The sequence below is a fragment of the Paenibacillus sp. UNC499MF genome (assembly GCF_900107975.1).
Classification (GTDB): domain Bacteria; phylum Bacillota; class Bacilli; order Paenibacillales; family NBRC-103111; genus Paenibacillus_F.
In genome coordinates this window covers 902,998-921,809 of record NZ_FNVF01000001.1, presented here as the reverse complement: position 1 = coordinate 921,809, position 18,812 = coordinate 902,998, and the positions used below count along the sequence as shown (strand labels likewise).

At 53.2% G+C, this 18,812-nt stretch carries 18 protein-coding genes; 5 read left to right on the top strand and 13 right to left on the bottom strand.

Annotated elements, in window-relative coordinates:
• Positions 1-88: 88 nt before the first annotated feature.
• From C4S74_RS04215 to C4S74_RS04200, 5 genes are all read right to left on the bottom strand, one after another.
• Positions 89-382, bottom strand: coding sequence for a DUF6509 family protein (locus tag C4S74_RS04215; RefSeq protein WP_103994080.1), 294 nt, complete (start codon positions 380-382; stop codon positions 89-91).
• 88 nt (positions 383-470) lie between these two features.
• Complete coding sequence (locus C4S74_RS26375) at positions 471-626, bottom strand: hypothetical protein (RefSeq protein ID WP_181024293.1); 156 nt, start codon at positions 624-626, stop codon at positions 471-473.
• 443 nt (positions 627-1,069) lie between these two features.
• A complete protein-coding gene (odhB, locus tag C4S74_RS04210) occupies positions 1,070-2,344 on the bottom strand; it encodes a 2-oxoglutarate dehydrogenase complex dihydrolipoyllysine-residue succinyltransferase (protein ID WP_103994079.1) in 1,275 nt (424 codons plus the stop codon).
• 25 nt (positions 2,345-2,369) lie between these two features.
• Complete coding sequence (locus tag C4S74_RS04205; protein WP_103994078.1) at positions 2,370-5,219, bottom strand: 2-oxoglutarate dehydrogenase E1 component; 2,850 nt, start codon at positions 5,217-5,219, stop codon at positions 2,370-2,372.
• Between the two features lie 306 nt (positions 5,220-5,525).
• A complete protein-coding gene (locus C4S74_RS04200) occupies positions 5,526-6,347 on the bottom strand; it encodes an MBL fold metallo-hydrolase (RefSeq protein WP_103994077.1) in 822 nt (273 codons plus the stop codon).
• Positions 6,348-6,554: 207 nt separating this feature from the next.
• Here C4S74_RS04200 and C4S74_RS04195 point away from each other — a divergent pair, with 207 nt between their 5' ends.
• From C4S74_RS04195 to C4S74_RS04175, 5 genes are all read left to right on the top strand, one after another.
• Positions 6,555-8,033, top strand: coding sequence for a spore germination protein (locus C4S74_RS04195; RefSeq protein WP_103994076.1), 1,479 nt, complete (start codon positions 6,555-6,557; stop codon positions 8,031-8,033).
• Between the two features lie 10 nt (positions 8,034-8,043).
• Positions 8,044-9,126, top strand: coding sequence for a GerAB/ArcD/ProY family transporter (locus tag C4S74_RS04190; RefSeq protein ID WP_103994075.1), 1,083 nt, complete (start codon positions 8,044-8,046; stop codon positions 9,124-9,126).
• Positions 9,119-10,216 (top strand): Ger(x)C family spore germination protein, encoded by a 1,098-nt coding sequence (locus tag C4S74_RS04185; RefSeq protein ID WP_103994074.1) that lies wholly within the window; start codon positions 9,119-9,121, stop codon positions 10,214-10,216. The genes C4S74_RS04190 and C4S74_RS04185 overlap by 8 nt, the downstream gene beginning before the upstream one ends.
• 193 nt (positions 10,217-10,409) lie before the next feature.
• Positions 10,410-11,057: a metal-dependent hydrolase gene (locus C4S74_RS04180; protein WP_103994073.1), complete on the top strand. Its 648-nt coding sequence runs from the start codon at positions 10,410-10,412 to the stop codon at positions 11,055-11,057.
• 66 nt (positions 11,058-11,123) lie between these two features.
• Complete coding sequence (locus C4S74_RS04175) at positions 11,124-11,789, top strand: sensor domain-containing protein (RefSeq protein WP_103994072.1); 666 nt, start codon at positions 11,124-11,126, stop codon at positions 11,787-11,789.
• Between the two features lie 40 nt (positions 11,790-11,829).
• Here C4S74_RS04175 and C4S74_RS04170 read toward each other — a convergent pair whose 3' ends face one another.
• The 8 genes from C4S74_RS04170 to C4S74_RS04135 form a co-directional block, all read right to left on the bottom strand.
• Positions 11,830-12,012 carry an antitermination protein NusB gene (locus tag C4S74_RS04170; RefSeq protein WP_103994071.1) on the bottom strand — a complete coding sequence of 61 codons (183 nt, stop codon included), beginning with the start codon at positions 12,010-12,012 and terminating at the stop codon, positions 11,830-11,832.
• Positions 12,013-12,308: 296 nt separating this feature from the next.
• Positions 12,309-12,857: a hypothetical protein gene (locus C4S74_RS04165; RefSeq protein ID WP_103994070.1), complete on the bottom strand. Its 549-nt coding sequence runs from the start codon at positions 12,855-12,857 to the stop codon at positions 12,309-12,311.
• A 13-nt stretch (positions 12,858-12,870) separates the two neighbouring features.
• A complete protein-coding gene (locus C4S74_RS04160) occupies positions 12,871-13,461 on the bottom strand; it encodes an AAA family ATPase (protein WP_181024292.1) in 591 nt (196 codons plus the stop codon).
• Positions 13,462-13,498: 37 nt separating this feature from the next.
• Positions 13,499-14,281, bottom strand: coding sequence for a class I SAM-dependent methyltransferase (locus C4S74_RS04155; protein WP_258042369.1), 783 nt, complete (start codon positions 14,279-14,281; stop codon positions 13,499-13,501).
• 87 nt (positions 14,282-14,368) lie between these two features.
• The gene (locus C4S74_RS04150) at positions 14,369-14,791 is read right to left on the bottom strand and encodes an immunity 22 family protein (protein ID WP_103994067.1); all 423 of its coding nucleotides are present in this window, start codon (positions 14,789-14,791) and stop codon (positions 14,369-14,371) included.
• Between the two features lie 35 nt (positions 14,792-14,826).
• Entirely contained in the window at positions 14,827-15,450 is a 624-nt protein-coding gene (locus C4S74_RS04145) for a pyridoxamine 5'-phosphate oxidase family protein (RefSeq protein ID WP_103994066.1), read from the bottom strand.
• Between the two features lie 240 nt (positions 15,451-15,690).
• Complete coding sequence (locus C4S74_RS04140) at positions 15,691-17,127, bottom strand: erythromycin esterase family protein (RefSeq protein ID WP_103994065.1); 1,437 nt, start codon at positions 17,125-17,127, stop codon at positions 15,691-15,693.
• Positions 17,128-17,253: 126 nt separating this feature from the next.
• On the bottom strand, positions 17,254-18,690 hold the full coding sequence (locus C4S74_RS04135) for a multi antimicrobial extrusion protein MatE (protein ID WP_103994064.1): 1,437 nt from the start codon (positions 18,688-18,690) through the stop codon (positions 17,254-17,256).
• Positions 18,691-18,812 lie beyond the last annotated feature (122 nt).

Genomic DNA, 18,812 nt, shown 5'->3' with positions numbered 1-18,812 from the left:
CGAGGCCGTCCGGAGACGGTCCTGGTAAGCCTTTTGCCAAAACGACGGGGTCGGGTGAGCGCACTGAACGCCCTTTCGTCCTCCCCTTTTATTCGTCCTGCGGAAGGTGTTCCCTGCAAAACGTATCGACGACGGCAAGCTCTTCGTCCTCAAGATCGAACTCAAGATAGGCATCCGTCGAATTTTCGTGGATATCGTACTTGATGATCCGGCTTTGATTTTCATCCACGCCGTATATCACCCGCAGATAGATTCCGTTCGCCGTGTACAGCTCGTCGTCTTCCGGTACGTCTACCTCCAGATTAAATTCATAACGCTTGCCCGGAATAATTCCGAACGGGTCTTTTACAAGTTCTGCACTATAAGCCGTAATCGTCAGCATGTCAGCATTCCTTTCTCATCAAAACCTTCGAAGCCTATTATACACCGAATCCGGGAATTTCCCATCCCTCTCTTCCGGCTCCGAATCTTCAAGAGAGCAATCCGAGCTTTTTGGCCTGTTCCTCGGTCAAGACAAATTCTTCATTGGCCCACACATCGTCCTCTTGATTTAAGCCGAACATGCTCATCACTTCGGGCCAGATTCCTCTTTCCAGCGCTTCGCTCTGCGTAATCATAATTTTCATCTCTGCTTCCCCCTTCGAAATGGTCTGTCTGTTCTGTCGCTGTGTCCGCTTCTCTTCATTCATTACCCAGAAAAGCATTTCCTATGACAGTCGGAGCCTTCCGGATTTTAAAAACGTCTGCGGGGTCCGGCAAACCTCGATTTGTAATGGAGCCGCCGGGAAAAAGAACTGACAGACTGGGGTATCGTGACGGATCAGTAGAGTAGAAGCACAGAGCAGAATTAGAAGTGAAAGTCGAAATAGAAATAGATGAAGACTGTCTGAAATACTTTAGTTAATCTCATTAATAATTAGCATCATTAAAATCACTTTAATTAGACTGATTTTCGTAGGGCCGCCGCATCTAATTGCAAAAAAGCCCGCCGGACAAATGCCCGGCAGGCTTTTATATCAATAAGCTAGGTTGTGTGAATGTGCCGCCCGTTTAAACTCCCTGGGAGCGATTAACCTTCAAGCAGCAGGGATTCCGGATCTTCGAGCAGTTCTTTTACGGTGACGAGGAAGCGAACGGCCTCGCTGCCGTCTACGATACGGTGATCGTAGGAAAGCGCGATGTACATCATCGGACGGTTTTCCATTCTTTCCGCGTCGATCGCAACCGGACGGATCTGGATTTTGTGCATGCCCAGAATGCCCACTTGCGGAGCGTTAAGAATCGGCGTGGACAGCAGGGAGCCGAATACGCCGCCGTTCGTGATCGTGAACGTGCCGCCTTGAAGGTCGGACAGTGCCAGGGTGTTGGCACGCGCCTTGGCAGCCAGGTCCCCGATCTGCTTCTCGATATCCGCAAAGCTCAGACGGTCCGCTTCGCGTACGACCGGAACGACCAGACCTTCCTTCGCGGATACGGCGATACCGATATCATAGAACTGCTTCACGACGATATCGTCTCCGTCGATCTCCGCGTTCAGATGAGGGAATTTCTTCAGAGCGCCGACGACGGCTTTCGTGAAGAAAGACATAAAGCCGAGGCCCACTTCGTGCTTGTCCAGGAACGCCTGCTTGCGGCGTTTGCGCACGTCGAGGATCGCCGTCATGTCGACTTCGTTGAACGTCGTCAGCATGGCAGCCGTGTGCTGAGCTTCCACGAGACGGTTCGCGATAGTCTGACGGCGGCGGGACATGCGCTTGCGCTCAACCGGTTTGCCCGGTACCGCTTGCTGAGCGGCTTGTCCAGCACCCGCGGACTTCGCGGCAGCCGGCGCGCTTGCCGGTTGTGCCGCTTGCGTGCCGTGGGACTTCACGTCGTCCGGGTACACGCGGCCGATCGGATCCTGCGATTTGACCTGGCTCAGGTCGATACCGCGCTCTCTGGCAAGCTTTCTGGCGGCCGGGGAAGCAGCCAGTGCCGCGCTATCGCTTTCCGCTGCGGAAGCCGCTGGAGCTGTCGCTGGCGCTTGAGCTGCCGGGGAAGCTGCCGGAGCTTCCGCCGCTTTCGGAGCTTCAGGCGCTGCCGCCGGAGCCGCAGACGCCGGTGCGCCGGAGGAAGCGCCGATCACGCCGACGATTTCGCCGACCGATACGTTGTCGCCTTCCTGCTTGCGGATTTCGGACAGGACGCCGTCCTGTTCCGCGCTGATTTCCAGGTTTACTTTGTCCGTTTCCAGTTCAAGCAGCAAGTCGCCTTGACTTACCGTACTTCCTTCAGTAACAAGCCATTTAGAAATGGTTGCCTCAGTAATAGATTCGCCTAGTTCAGGCACTTTAATATCAGCCACGATGGTGACCTCCTATGCATGGTTATTATTCCGGTTGTTTAAGAGCGAGCGAGATAATCTGGTTATGTTCGTACGTATGAATCTCCTGGAAGCCGCTGGCCGGGCTGGAGCGGTCAGGCAGACCTACGTAACGCACGTTGACTTTGTCCGGCGCAAGGGAACGGATGCGGGATTCCATGAAGTTCCAGGAGCCCATGTTCCGCGGTTCTTCTTGTACCCAGACGATTTCCTTCAGTCCCGGGTACTTCGCGATGATGTCCGCGATATCCTGTTCCGGCAGCGGGTAAAGCTGCTCGACGCGGGCAATATGAAGCCACGAGAAATCGCGGTCTTCGGAAGTTTCAACCGCTTCTTCCAGATCGATCGCCATTTTACCGGTGGTCAGCACAAGACGTTTCACTTTCTTCGGCTGATCGCCAAGGCCTTTCTGTTCCATGACCGGCAGGAAGGAACCTTCGCTGAACTCCTTGCCGTCGGAAGACACGCGCGCGTTGCGGATCAGGCTTTTCGGCGCCATAATGACGAGCGGACGAGCCTCTTCGCGTTCCGTAATGGCGGCTTGACGGCGGAGAATATGGAAATACTGCGCCGCGCTGCTCAGGTTCGCGACCGTCCAGTTGTTCTCGGCGGAAAGCTGCAGGAAACGTTCCAGACGGGCGCTGGAGTGTTCCGGTCCTTGACCTTCGTAGCCGTGCGGCAGAAGCATCACGAGACTGGACTTTTGCTCCCATTTGGAACGGCCCGCGGAGATGAACTGGTCGATGATGACCTGCGCCGCGTTGGCGAAATCGCCGTACTGGGCTTCCCAGATAACGAGCGTTTCAGGCGAATATACGTTGTAGCCGTATTCGAAAGCAAGAACGGAGCCTTCGGACAGCGGGCTGTTGTAAATAGCGAACGATGCGCGCGCCTGCGGCAGCTTGTGCAGCGGCGAGTAAGTCGAGCCGTTCTTTACATCGTGCAGAACAAGGTGACGGTGCGCGAACGTTCCGCGGCCCACGTCTTGTCCGCTGATCCGGATCGGCTTGCCGTCGGCCAGAATCGTAGCGAACGCCAGCGTTTCCGCCAGAGCCCAGTCTACCTTGCCGCCCTCGTTAAGCGCGTCTCCGCGGCGTTCCAGGATCCGCTGCAATTTCGGATAGACGTTGAAATCTTCCGGCCATGTGATCAGCTCGCGGTTGATTTCCTGCAGTTCCGGAAGCGGAACGGCCGTTTTGATTTTCTTGAGATCGTCGAAAATAGCCGGCTCGGCGACACGCTTTCCCTTGCCTTGGTGATTTTTGACGAGCTCGTACGATTCCTGAAGCGTGTTCTGGATGTTCTGGATCATCTGCTGGTAGCCGTTATCGTCTACAAGCCCTTCCTGTTTCAGCTTTTCCGCATACAGAACGGAGATCGTGGAATGGCTCTTCACTTTGCCGTACATCAGCGGCTGAGTCGTTTCCGGATCGTCGTTCTCGTTGTGGCCGTAACGGCGGTAGCCGATCAGGTCGATCAGGAAGTCCTTCTTGAACCGGTTGCGGTATTCGCAAGCCAGACGCGCCGCCGCGAGACACGCTTCCGGGTCGTCCGCATTAACGTGAACGATCGGAATCTCGTAGCCTTTGGCCAGGTCGCTCGCATAATGAGTGGAGCGGGAGTCCGAGCTGTCGGTCGTAAAGCCTACCCGGTTGTTGACGATAATGTGGATCGTTCCGCCGTTCTCGTAACCGGTCAGCTTCGTAAAGTTGAGCGTCTCGGCAACGATTCCTTCACCCGGGAAAGCGGCGTCGCCGTGCATGACAATACAAGCCGCCTTGTTCAGATCCTGATCTGGATAGCCGGGATTTTCACGATTATCTTGTGCCGCACGCGCAAAGCCCTCAACGACTGCGCCTACAAACTCCAAGTGACTCGGGTTGTTCGCGAGAGTCAGCTTGGCTTCTCTAGTTTCGCCTTCCTTGATTGAGCGTCTTGCACCCAGGTGGTACTTTACGTCCCCTGTCCAGCCGTAGTTGATTCCTGTGGAACCTTCGGACGGAATGATGTCTTTGTTCGGCGAATGATGGAATTCAGCAAAAATTTTCTTGTACGGCTTACCCAGAATGTGAGCAAGCACGTTCAGGCGTCCGCGGTGAGCCATCCCCATCAGAATGTGCTCCGCTCCGTCGTGAACGACTTCATGCACGATTTCATCTAAAAGTGGAATAAGTACGTCCGTGCCTTGCAGTGAGAAACGTTTCTGTCCGACAAACGTGCGGTGCAGGAAGTTTTCAAACTGCTCTGTCTGCACAAGCCGGTCAAGAAGCTTGGTGCGCTCTTCTTTCGTCAGCGGCTCGATGGAGGCGCCGGATTCCGCTTGGCGGTTCAGCCAGTTGCGCTCGTCTTCTTCGTGAACGTGGCTGAATTCAAAACCGATCGATTGGGAATACCTTTGACGAAGGCGCTCGATCGCTTCCCAGCCGTTCGCCACGTCAGAAGGTGCTTCTTCCCAGACGATTGAAGCGGGCATAGCCATCAGATCTTCCTTTGTCAGGCCGTATGTGCCCGGCTCAAGCAGTCTTGTATCCGGGTTGGTGCTCAGACCCAGCGGGTCCAGGTTGGCAGCTAAGTGCCCGTATGTGCGAATATTCCACACCAGTTTGCCGACGGCGACGACTTTCTTCAGCACGTTCGGGTCGCTGGTGGTAGTGGTTCCTGCGTTTGCCTGACCTTCCGATTGGACGGTTTGTACCGTTGCCGGAGGCGCTCCAAAACGCGCAAACAGGTCCCGATAAGCTGCTTCCACAGAATCGGGATCGTTCAGATACTGCTCATACTTCTCTTGAATGTAACCTAGGTTCGGCCCGTAATAAGATTCCCAGGGCCATCGACTGCCTTCCACTTCATTCTTCATAGCTGTAATTTTCCGCCTCACTTTTAAGATATTAGTTCTGCTCGTAAAGAACTTCTAGCATAACAATAACGATAGCCTTCCTCGTCGAGAATCTCTTCTCAATTTCAGGTATCGTCATCAAATGTGGAAATTACAATACTTATTATAATGCAGTCTATAGAAAAGTCCAAAAAAATTGCGCATTTTGTCACAAGAGTTCACAATTTAACCGGCAATTATGGTTTTTTTGGTAAAAAGCTCATAGATTGCCGGGTTTTTCGCCAAGTTTTCAGACAATTCACCTTAAAAAAAGAGAGATTTCAGCTCTTATTTTCCCTCCGGCATCGCCCGTTCTTCGAAATGTTCAGAAAGTGTTCGCAATCCTTCCGCCAATTCTTGTCCCGAAACAGGTCTTCCGTGTCCCGTAACGGCCAGAGAAGGCTGCAGTCCTTCCAGAAAACGGACGGAGATTTTGGCCGCTTCCCAGTCGGTCGTAAAATATTTCGGGGGCCCGTTCACCTCCGGCGTCTGCATGATCACTTTATAAAGCGACTCCTGCTTGACGTTCACGAAAGCGTCTCCCGCAATCAATGCCTTATCCTTGTCCCGGAAAAGAGAAATGTGCCCCGGCGTGTGGCCCGGCGTATGAATCCATCTCCAGTCCGGCATTTCCGGGATGGACCCGTCCGCAGGAAGCTTGCGCAGGTAGCTGCCCAGATCGATTCCTTCGTTCGGGAAAGTCGGCGACATCTTCGCGACAAGCCCGCTGTCCACATCGGGATCGGCCGGCGGATAGTCCTGCATGCCGTTCAAATAAGGAATCTCAAGCTCGTGCGCGTATACGGGCACATTCCACCGCTTGACCAGTTCGACGATGGCGCCTACATGATCGAAATGACCGTGGGTCAATACAATCGCGCGCGGAGGCACCGTCCCGAAGCGCTTTTCCGCGGCTTCGGCGATGTCGTCCGCGGAGCGCGGCATTCCGGCGTCCACGAGCACCCATCCCTGCGGATTGCTGACTTCCCCCACAAATACGACGTTCACGATCTGCAAGGTTAGACAGTAGATATCCGGGGTAACCTCGGTCCCTTCTCCGCTCTTGACAGACGTGACCGGCATCCTTTTGTCTTCAAATGTATTTTCCATCTGTTCGGCTCCTTTCTTACTCCGTAGTTTCCCAGAAAACGCTGTTCCTGTTTATACTTACCCCATTCACCGCAAAAAAATCGGTTCTGTCCGGGCATTCCATGAGTTCTACGGGTGCGGACGTACGTTAAAGCGCAAAATTCGACAGGAGGTATAAATCTTCCCGCTTTTCACAAAATAGGAAAAACCGGCGGAGGAGATGGGGCAATGCTTTTCAAAAAATGGATGCGCTTGTTGTCCGGCACGAATCCCCCTTCGCCCGTAATCCGGCAAATCCATGCCGTCCCTCCCGTGCTTGAAGCGATAAGAGCACAGTTTAAAGACTGCAGCGATCTTACCGAGCGGGAGTTTCCGGAGCTTGGGATCACGCTTTTTTATTTCAAACATATGGTCAGCCCCGATCTGTTCGAGCGCGAAATTTTGACCCCTCTCGAAAATATTCAAGCGGACGAAACGGACGAGCTGCTGAAAAATTCGATTTTTATCCGTGTGACCGAGGAAAGCCTGCTTGTCGAAAAAATCGTAAGCGGCTGGGCCGCCCTGTTTGTCAGGGGGACCGCTTATACCGTCGATATTTACGGGCCTGAAGTCCGCGCTATCGAGCAGTCGGAGGCGGAAGGCGTAATCGTCGGCCCCCACGACGCTTTTACGGAATCTCTGGAAGCGAACTTGTCTCTCATCCGCAGGCGGGTAAAAAGCAGTCATCTGAAAGTCCAGACGTTTACCGTGGGCGAGGTTACGAACACCAAAATATTCGTCCTCTATATCGACGGAATCGCCAACATGGATTACGTGAACACGATGTCGCAGCGTATACAGGCTATCGAGACGGACGCGATCTTCGATGCGACCATGCTCGTCCAGCTTATTGACGATTATCCCAACTCGGTATTCCCGATCATGCTGAACACGGAACGTCCCGACGTTGCGGCCTCCAAACTCGTGGAAGGCAAAGTCGTCGCTATCGTGGAGCAAAGCCCGTCGGTCATCTGCGGACCGACATCCTTTTTCGAGTTTTTTATTTCACCCGACGACTACTACAGCCGCTGGGCGGTCGGCACCATGACCCGCCTGCTGCGTTATGCGGCTTTTATTATCACCATCTCGTTTACGGCCTTGTATGTTTCCATTACGACGTACCATTACGAGATGATTCCGGACAATCTGATCATGACGCTGACGGAATCACGCAGCCGTGTCCCTTTTCCGCCCGTTTTTGAAGCGCTTCTCATGGAGACGACGATTGAGCTGCTCCGGGAAGCCGGAGCCCGGCTCCCCACCAAAATCGGACAGACGATCGGTATCGTAGGCGGTATCGTCATCGGACAGGCGGCCGTGCAGGCGGGTTTTACGAGCAATATCCTGATCATTGCGGTGGCTTCTTCGGCGATAGCCTCTTATGTGATTCCCAGCTATACGATGAGCGCTTCCATCCGGCTGATCCGCTTCGGATTGGTGATCGCGGCCGGCGTGCTGGGCAATTTCGGCCTGATGGCCGGCATCGCCCTGGTCATCATCCATCTGGCCAAATTAACGAGCCTCGGCGCTCCGTACACGATTCCGGTCGCTCCCATCAAATTCAAGGACTGGAAGGACATCTTTATCCGGGCCCCTTTCTGGAGCCTGAAAAGCAGGCCTACCCAGTCCCTTGCCATGAACAAAAAATACAACAAGCTCAAAAAGTAGGTGGTCGGCTTTGTCCAGGGAGAAATTATATACCCACCATGCCGGGTTTCTCGTTTTCAACACGCAGATGGGTGTCGTATTCTTCACTCTCCCGCGGATCGCGGCCACTCATTTCGGAACGAACGGCTGGGCATCCATGCTTTTCGTCGGGGTTCTCGTTACTTTCAATATTTATCTGATCTCGCTTGTGAACAAGCACGGTAAAGGAGCGTCCTTCTTCGAAATCGTGGAGAAGGCGATTCCCGCATGGCTGCTGGCGCCGCTCTATCTGTTCATGACAGGCGTATTCAGCATGATCGGATGCCTGGTGGTCAAGCAGTATGCGCTCATTTATCAGCTGCTGATTTTTCCTTCGACGCCCGATATGGTGTTGAAAATGGTTCTGGACATTCTCGTCCTGCTGCTGCTTCTCAAGGGCATTTACACCATCTCGAAAGCAAACATCATTTTCTGCCTGCTGCTTCTGCTGCTCGCTCCGATTTTCGTCGCTTTCACGACGGAGTTCGATTCCGTCCGGCTCACAACTTCCTTTTTTCAAGACGGGGAAAGCATGGCCTCAGGGTTTGTCAAAATGTACAGCGCCTTTATGGGCTACGAAGTCAGCCTGTTCCTTATTCCCTATGCCAGCCGGAGCGTGAATTGGATGAAGGGGGTTTACCTCGGAAACTTTGTGGTGATGTTCGTGTATATGATGGTCACGTTCATCTGTTACGGCGTTTTCAGCTATATCCAGCTTAAACATCAGTCTTTTCCGCTGCTGGACCTGCTCGCTTATGTGAAATTTCCGTTTATGGAACGCGTTCAAAATTTCTTGTACAGCGTTTTTCTCATTTCCGTGATCGTAACGGCCTCCATGTATTTCTGGAGCGGCAAAGAAACACTGGCCCGGCTGGCTCCCAAAGTAAACGCAAAATATATGTCCACTGCGATCGTGCTAGTCACCTTTTTCATTTCGTACATTCCCAAAACCCTAATCACCGTGGAAAAGTGGTTCGGTTATCTCAGTGTCATGACGATTTTTCTCGCGTTCTTTTTGCCGGTATTTGCTCTCGTTGTCTTACTTTTCCGTAAAAGGAGGGGGGCAAATGCATAAGCCGGGCATTCTTGTCCTTGCGGCGCTCTTTCTTCTTGCCGGCTGCACAAGCGACCAGAACATTCTCGAAAAAATCGGCTACGTGCAGTCTGCCGCCTATGACTGGGCGCCGGACAATAAAATGAAGGCCACCTTGAGCATCCCCGTTATTGAGAGGGAATCCCAGGACGGCCACGACGAAGTATTGATGATAACGGCATCTAGCAATAAAGCGGCGAAAAACCTGCTTTCCCGGAAAACGAGCCGGACGCTTGTCAGCGGACAGCTCAGGAACTTGCTTTACGGCATTAAGCTGGCCGAAACCGGCCTTCGCCAGCATATGGACAGCCTGCTGCGCGATCCTTCCATCTCCAAAAGAGCCAACATCATCCTTGTGGAAGGCGAAGCGCGCGATATCATCAGCCGCGATTATCCCGGCCACCCCAAAACGGAGCAGTATGTGGCCAAGCTGGTGCAGAAAGAGTTTCAGCTCCAAAACATGCCCCGCATTCTTCTCCATCAGTTTATCCGGGATTATTTCGACGAGGGCATCGATCCGATCGCGACAGTTATCCGCGCATCCGGAAAAGACCTGGAGATCAGCGGAATCGGTTTATTCAAGAACGATGTCTATGTCACCAAGCTTCCTACGAAAGACATGATCTTCTTTAATTTGCTGTACCAGAACCAGAGACAGGGTGAATTTTCATTCGCCTTGAACGACGAGGAAGTTAAATCGATCATGTTCAATGCCATCTCCAGCAAACGGAAAATTAAAATCCGTACCGACGAAAAGGGCGTTATTCACGCGGACATCCATATGGCCGTCCAAGGAAGCGTTCTTGAATATATCGGCAGCCTCGATCTAAGCTCGAATGATCTCTCCAAGGTGGAGAAGAAAGTAGGCGCTTATATTTCCGAGCATTCCGAAAGGGTATTCTCCATACTCCAGGAAAGCGGCACCGACAGCATCGGGCTCGGCCGGTACGTCCGGAACAAGCTGGGGTACGCGGAGTGGAAGAAGCTGGACTGGGAAGAGACGTATCCGGCTATACAAGTTCATGTCAAAGCCGAGTTTCGTATTAAAAATTTCGGTAATTTCTTTGATTGAATGTACGGGGATTGAATGTGCGAGGATACGGAAATAGATCCGGCTAAAACAGGAAGCCTTCGGGTTTCCTGTTTTTTGTTCCGGCAAAGGGTATATTTTTCCTCCGTGTCTTGTGTGAATCGGGCTTTCCTTGTATACTGTCTTAGCAAACATATGTTTGCCTTCACTATCATCGTCAGTCAACGGAGGCCTTATGAAAGGATCAACTCATCTCGCAATCGGTACGGCCATCGGACTTGCCGCGTCCGCTATTCATCCTTTTACCTTAACGAACGCCGCGGTATACATATCGGTGGCCGCTTTCTCCGCGCTAAGCGCGGATCTGGACGGCCCCAGCATGCTGAGCAGCAAGCTCGGCAAAATATCCAAATGGCTCCGCGAAGTGTTTCTGTGGGGAGGCGCTTTGCTTGTAGCGGCCGTGGCCTACCTGTTCTTTACGAAGCATCAGTTTTACCCCGAACGGATGACGATCGCGGTCATGATCTTTCTGATAGGCTTTGTGACCAAAGAAGGGATCATCCGCAACGCGCTTGTCAGCCTGGTCGGAGCGGGTCTCATTTACTGGGGCTGGGATACCCAGATGAAGTGGCTGATGGGACTCGGCGCTTTTGTCGTGTGGGCTCCCTGGCTGAAACACCGCGGAATGACGCACACGGTATGGGCGCTTGCGGCATGGGGCGCCATCGGCATGGAGCTGGAGAAACAACTGCAGCTGGAGGGCATTATGATGGTCGCCGTCGCGGGCTACTTCTCCCATCTGTTCGCCGATACCTTGACGCCAAGCGGTGTGAAATGGCTGTATCCGCTGTACAAAAAATCTTTCAAAATCCCTTTTTTGTAGGTTTTTGAAGGGAACCTTTCTCCACCGTCGTCTTAGTATGCAAATCACTTAAGGACGGTGGAAGCATTGAACAAATCTCCAGACTTTACGGCATCGTTTTTTTATCTGCTCGCACTTCTTCCCATGGGAATTTTCGGATTTGTATATGCGGTAGTAGGAATAGCGTTGTCCGTCGGGCTCATGCCGATCTTTATCGGGTTCCCGCTTCTTCTGTTCGTACTGCGGACGAACCGGCACCTGACGGACCTGGACGCCCGCCTCGCATCCCGGCTTCTCGGCCTGGAACCCCAGACGGAGACGGAAACTTCCGGAAGCGCATTTGCCGAAGAAGGGAAGTCCTTCTGGGCCCGGCTTGGCGCTGAAGTGGTGGATACACGCTCGTTCAGCGCGCTGCTTTGGCAGTTCATCCGCCTGCCGCTCGGCATTCTCGCGTTTGCGTTCGCGGTATCTCTTGCCTTGGGCGTGCTGGCTCTGGTGGTTTCTCCGATTGTGTACTGGGTTCTTCTTCAAACCCTCCACATCGATATTTTCCAGGATCAGTTGAACTTCTTCCTGATGAACGAACGGATCGACTCCCTGCAGCTTTCCTTCATCTTTACGGGAATCGGCATCCTGGCGGCTCCGGTCGCCATAATCGCCATCCGCAAGCTGGCCCAGTTTATGGGTTCCGTCGCAGTAGAAATGACGCGAATCGGAGCGCCGTCTTATCATCCCGCTCCCCGGTTACGGTAATGCAAAGAGCTGTCTCCCTCGCAGGGAAACAGCTCTTTTTTTAGTACATTCTTTTCCGTTCGGGCTCCTTTGGGATCCTATCCCAAACGACAATAAGCAGAGTAGCCAGCGGTCCCATCGGCAGCGAGATGAAAAACCAGTTTAATCCGCTCCTGTTTTTTCCCTGGGCCAGGCCCGCATTGATGAGTGCCAAGGTCAGCCAGCCGATGACGTTTACCTCCATATACGCGTCCCTCCGTTCCCTCCATGCTTTCTGCTACAGGAAATAAATTGAGAAATAAATCTTTCATTTCCCGGGCAACCGCACAAAACGCTAAGATAAGCGCCGAGATGACATCCTTCTCCAAAGCTTTTTTCCATGACCAAAATAACGTCCGCCCGGCCGAGATAGCTTTCCGTCCCTTAAATCCACTCGTTTTCTTCCGTTCCGCCAGAGCGGGCATGCCAATCGTTAACCCCGTTAACCATTGACTCGGCCGCCAATTCCGCCGCCTGTTTGTGCTGCAAAGAAGCCCTAGTTTAATCGTCGGTCTCTCTCCCCTGTGCCGCGAAATTCAGCAGAAGCCGTCCCTCGCATAATTGGCACTCCAGATCCAGTGCCGAAATGCTGACGAATGCCCCTCCTCCGTATTCGAACAACTCGGCCCCTTTGTAGATCGATTGTGCACGGAACAGAATAACGGGCTCGCGGCCCGGGAAGTTGAATGTGTACTCGCTTTCCACCCGGGTCATTACGTTTTGAAACACCTGCGCCGATATGTATAACTCGCCTTCCAGACGAAGGAGAGTATATTCCTTATGCCCCTCCGGATATACGTTAAAATCCCCGGACTCTACCTCATATTCCGGTGAATATTTCATAATCAGGTGGAGCTGTTCACCCGTTACCGGCAGTCCGAGGGATTTGAGATACGCCGCCTGCTGAAATTCCACAAGCTTAGACAGGGACATCAGGACAAAACCCCCTACCAGGCTTATAAATGCCGCCGGCAAATTACCGGCCGCCAAGGAGAAAAACGTTCCGAATAAGAGCAGCAGCAGGCCTGTGGTTCTTTGAACGGTCGTCACGGTGGCTTCCTTTCTAGAAGCGGATTTGTTTAAGCTGGGTAAGCAGGCGGTCGGCCTTCTTCCGAAGCGTGCTCCTGTTGTCGGGGAGCAGCCTTATTCCGGCAAGGGCGACGATTTTCTCGCTTACTTCGCCGATTGTCAACAAATCCGTATCAAGGTGATGTTTAAAGACTTCCTGTGAAAGTCCCTCTCTGCAGCGGTCAATCTGGCGGGCCGCCCACGAATTCGACCCTTCTCCCCGCGATTTTAATCTTCGGAGCAGCGTTTCCTTGGACGCGCAGAGAGCGAAATGGTGAACCGTCCTGTTTTCGCGCCGGAGCCTCCCCACAATCTCGTCGAAATAGACCGGGTTGACGAGAGTCATCGGAACGAGGATAACACCGTCAAATTTACCGCTTATGTAATTCAGCATGCCGTAATTGCTTTCCCGCCACATCGGATAATCCTGAAAATCATCCAGCGCCGTGGAAGATGGCACATTTTTGCGTATAAAATATCCCGCATTTTCGGGATCGTATAAAAACGAACCGGGTATGCGCCGGTGCAGCTCGTGAGTCGTTTGGGACTTGCCGGAGCCGAACGCGCCGTTCACCCAAATAATCATGGAAGTCACCCTCTTTCCTGAACATGTGTGGAGACCCTTAGCTCTCCAGAGTCAACACGATCACCGAGTACTTGTGCGGAATAGACAGAACCGGGTCAAAGGCGGACAAGTTCCGCAGCAGTTCCCCGCTCACCTTCATTCGGAGCTCCTCAGATTCGTTTGCCAGCCAGGAAACCGACCTGATTTTGCCGCACCAGTCTTCGGGGGTATAGGCAAGCGAATAAGTCTGTTCCCATTCGTGCCTGAGACGGAATCCATGCCGCTCCCATTCCTCAAACCAATTCGCGGGAAAGCCGCTTCTTCTTTCCCTGACTTCCGCGTTTGAGCCGGCCGGTTTCAGGACGATTCCGTTTTCTTTCAAAATCCTGAGTGTGAGCTGAACAGCCTTCGACGCGGATTCGAATACCGAATTTATCACGATGAGGCTCCCCCCGGGCGTCAGATGCCGCCGGATATTTTCCAGCGTCCGATCACGGTCAAACCAATGCCAGGCCCGGACGGCTGTAACGAACGAGTACGTGTCCGGCAGCCTGAATTCCTCGGCGGAGGCCTGCACGTACGAAATCAGTCCCAATCCGGCTTTCGGGCTTTGCGCGACAGCCGCTTCGATCAGCTCCGCCGAAGGCTCGATCCCCGTAACATTTGCCCCGCGCTCCGCAAGAGCTCTGCTAAAAATACCGGTGCCGGCGCCGAGATCCAGTCCCTTCCTGCCTTCAAAATCGGTTCCGCGCGCTTTCAGCTGCCGGAACAGCAGATCGGGAAGAGCATCCCGGTATTTTGCGTAATCGTCCGATACTTTTCCGAAATCAGTTGTCATCATTCTCACCTCTGTTCTCTACCTTACAGGCAAAAGAAGCGGTTGTAAAAATCATCCTTTTAATCGGTGAGATAACAAAATTTTGTCTCCTCACTCGTACTCCGCCGTTCCTGCGAATACAAGACGGTTCGCGCCGGACGCGGCACTTTTCCCACGGTTATTCAAAGGGTAGGCGAAATCGTAAAGGAGCACCACCGTATTCCAGACGGTTCCCTCCGGAAGACCTAGCGCCTCAAATGCAGGAATGATCTGTTCATCGTACGAACATCCTTCCAGGAGCTCAGCCAGCGATGAAGTTTCTTCCTCAACGAGATAGGCTTCGATAAAATCTTCGTCGAACCAGCCGAGCCCGAAATCGCCGCAAAATGCCGGCAGTACGCTTTCCCCGTCTTCATCATACGTAAATTCCGTATACTGCCCAAGTTCTTCATCCCCGCTGAAGCGTCCGACCCACAAGGAAACAAAGCCGGGACGTTCCCAGGCAGGCTCCTTTTCTTCCTCGGCGCTTGACATCAAGCCCGCCTCCTTCATTTGTATACCGCCACGTCTCAGTACATTCTCTTCTCATAGCTTTCCTTCAACCCTTTGGAAACCTCATCCGCCGTAATATCCGGACGATTGGCATGGGCGGCGATCATTTCCGGCACGGAGGGCAAAGTCGCGGGCCAGGTGCCACTGTCCCACAGTTCCGAGCGCTTAAACGCTTTTGCACAGTGCAGAAAAACCTCTTCCACCTCGACTCCGATCGCCAGCTTCGGGATCTTGCCGTGCGCCTCAAGCGGAGCGAGCAGACCGGGATCTCTCGTCAGGCACGCTTTTCCGTTGATCCGCAAGGTTTCTTCGAGGCCCGGTATAATAAAAATAAGTCCGATATGAGGGTTTTCCAGGACATTGCGGTATGTATTCATCCGCCGGTTGCCCGGCCTTTCCGGTATAACGAGGTGATGATCGTCCAGCACCTTGACGAATCCGGGCGCGTCGCCTCTCGGCGAAACGTCGCAATTGCCCCGGCGATCGGCCGTTGACGCAAACAGGATGGGCGACAGTCCGATAAACTCCCTGCAGTGCCGCTCCATATACGAAATTTTCATCGCTTCCACGATTTTGTTCGGGTACCCGAGCATCTCCCGCAGTTCCGCTTCCGCTTCAATACGCCCCTTAAAAAAGTCCATCCTTCCACCTCCCGTTACTGGAACATTTTTACTTTGCTATCTATTATAGCGGAAGTTGTCGGCAGCTTGCATCTTTTCAGGTGCAACGATGCTAGCGTCATCCTTCCATTGAGCCCGTTTCGGATGAATAATTAATCCATAGTAAAAAAGATACTCCGGCTTTATAACGGGTGCCGGTTGCACAAAAAAGCCGGTAATCCGCCTGGGCGGATTCCGGCCGTGCATTTTGACGGGGCGGTGTTACTGCGGCCCCGGTTTATCGCGCATATAAGACGGCGGATGGACCGTATCGACCAGCAGCAGCCCGTCAAATTGATCGCGCGGAATGAAACTTTCCTGCATCAATCCCCAATCGAGGGAAAGGCGGGGTTCGAACATCCAGGAAGTTCCCGGTTTGTCTTTGCGGTATTTGAGGTCGACAAACGTATAGGGATGTCCGTGCTGTTTCAAAATGTCTTCGAGAGAACCCTTATCCGGCTTAACGATAGAATAGCTCTGCCCCATATTGTTGGCGGCTTCGCCCTGATACGTGTACAGGCCGATCACATAGCTCTGTTTCTTTAAACGGGCCGGCATGCTCTCGCCCATAAGGCTCAGCCCCGAGTAGGCCGAATTTAAAACCGCCGAGTTTTTCTTCCGGATATGTACGTTGTGTCCCCAGACGATGATTTTCTTGTCGGGGTAAATCTCGTCGGCAAGCCAAGTGAGATTGCCCGCCATCATCTCGTCACGCATCCTTACCGTTTCCTGGAAAGGGACGATATCGTTCTTCTTGAGCGCAAGGTTGCTGCGGATATTCGCCTCGGTATACGTATTTATGACCTTGATCCGGTTATCCAGAACGCGCAGCGTCATCTCGACCAAGTGCGGATTGCGGGGGTAGTCCGCTTTCAGCTTGCCGGCGTTCTCGTTCACAAATGCCCTCATGCTTTTATACGTTTCCAGGAGGCGCGGTTTCGCCTTGGCATATCCCGCTTCGTCTTCGCTGAAGCTCCAGTCGCCCAGCTCCTGTTCCGCATCCGCGAAAGCCGCCGCAAGTTTGGCGTTCCCGGACCCGATCCATTCACGGACGAAATCCGAATACGGCGACTGGATCTGCATATCGAAACCGCTCAGAATCAGCGGCTTGTCCGTTGCTAGAGTCTGCTTGATATAGTCAAAAAGCGGAAGCGTCTCCTTGGACCACCATACTCCAAAAACGGCTTCTTTCATCATTTGTTCCGGGGTCGTGTCGGCGCTCTTGGCAAGGGCGGCCGACGCATTCCCGAGTCCCGATTCGAAGGCAATGACATCGTAACCGAGCTCCTGGTGCAGATACTGGATGAGACGGACTTTCGAAGAACTGTATTCCGCCGCCCCGTGCGTGTTTTCGCCAAGGTAGACCAGTCTTTTATCGATAAGGAGCGGCTTCAGAAATTCCAGATCTTTAAACCGGTCTTTTTCGATGACGCCTTTCTCGCTTGCTTCAGGCTGAATGCGGTCCAGCGCGTAAGCATGGCTTTGAATCCAGTTCGCCCAGTTCCGTCCGTACTGCTGTGTTGTACTGACGGCGGATGGCTTGCTGTCCGCGCCGGGTTTGGCGGCTGCCATACCTGCGGTGGGAAACGCGCAGACGGCGGCAATCGTCAAGGCGATCGTCGTCCGGATTGTTTTTAGTTTCTGATGATGATATTGCAAAAGAAATTCCCCCTAGTAAACCGGTAAGTAATAGCGTCATAACGAGGATGACCACCTATATACTAGACCCTGTCATTTAAAAGGAGGAGGCATTTTGTTTAAATTCCGTTTAAATTTCCGGAAAGCTCAGACGGATTTTCCCTGTGGCAGACGGCTGTCTATCTGTGCTTCTCCCCTGCCCCGCTTTACCGCAAAAAGGACGACGATAAACTCCGCCAGCGTTCCGATCGACTGGGCAAATGCGCCGATGGCTCCGTTCCAGCCCGGCGTTAACACGATCAGCAGCACAAGCGAGACGAACATCACGGTGACGTTGGCCGATTGCGAATAGACCATCGTCCGAGTTTCCCGCCGCAGCATAAGAATGCCGTTGCAGTAATCGAGCCAGGGAAATACGAGTGTGAGAATCATAAACACGCGCAGCGTTTTGATCACTTCCTCCATCAGCCGGTCGCCGACACCGATAACCTCGCTCAGAAACCACGGTCCGGCCGCCGTATAAGCCAGTAAACCGATCAGAACGGACGGAATGAAGCTGATGACCAGCACGAAACGTTTGACGCGTTCGGGATGAATCCGGTAAAAATTCAGCACAATCTGATGAATATACGAAAAAAAGCTTTGCACGAGCTGCGTCAAATTGGAAGCGACGGCGAACGCCGCGATAGCGATAACCGCATCTCCCGCCTTGCCGAGCAGCGCGTTCAGCGACGGACCGATCACCACCGCAATAAACGACGAGAAAAGGAGCGGCTTGTAAAACCGGAAAACATCGCCCGTCTTTTCAACGGTATGCTCCGGGTCCTTCTCCGGTATTTTACGCTTAAGCAGCGCAGTGCCCTCCCATACCGCAACGGCGCTCTCAATGATCATGCCGACCAGAAAAATAATCGCGCCCACGCTGCTTCCGGTAACTCCGTGTACCCGTATGTAATACTGCGCGACCAGATACATGCCGACGAGACGGACGACCATTCCGATCGTCAGCCAGAACGTTCTTTTGTTATAGATGATCAATCCGTGATAAAGACACCTGAGCCCCGAAAACAGGCTGACAAACATAAGAATCCGGTAAACGTTCAGAACGTTTTCGAGCTGAGCGCCGCCGATTCCGAAAACGGCGCCCATCAGCCATTTACCGGGCGGCAAATACGACAAGATGAGCCCGGCCGCCATAATGGACGCGAACACATAAAACGCGACCCGCCGCATGGCGCGGAACGAAACCCGGTCGCGGACAAGAGCGGAACAAGTCTGCCGGAGCAGCACGGCCGGCTTCTCCGTTATACCGAGAAGGCTCATCGCAATGGCGTAGCCCGCGATAACATGTTCGGGATCAGGCGCGCGGGCAAGCGTACTGTTAATGATCGAATGGGACATCGTGACCAGACTGGCCGCTATGCCGAGCGGTACAAAGAAGACAAGCAGCTTCCAGAAAGTAACCGCTTCACGGGCCGTGGGCGCATGTTCCTCCCCGCGGTCCAAGCCGGCTGAAATACCGGCCGGTTCGGCTTTCTTGATACTTCCGGTTTCCTGGTAATCATCGGGTTCATCATCTGACATAGCGATTGCTCCTCACTCACGAAGTTTGGACTAGAGATCAAGCGCAAGGCACAAAGTTACTTCGATTGTAGCACAAATAAACGGCCTTACCCCCGATATATTTATAACTTCGTAAAAAGTGA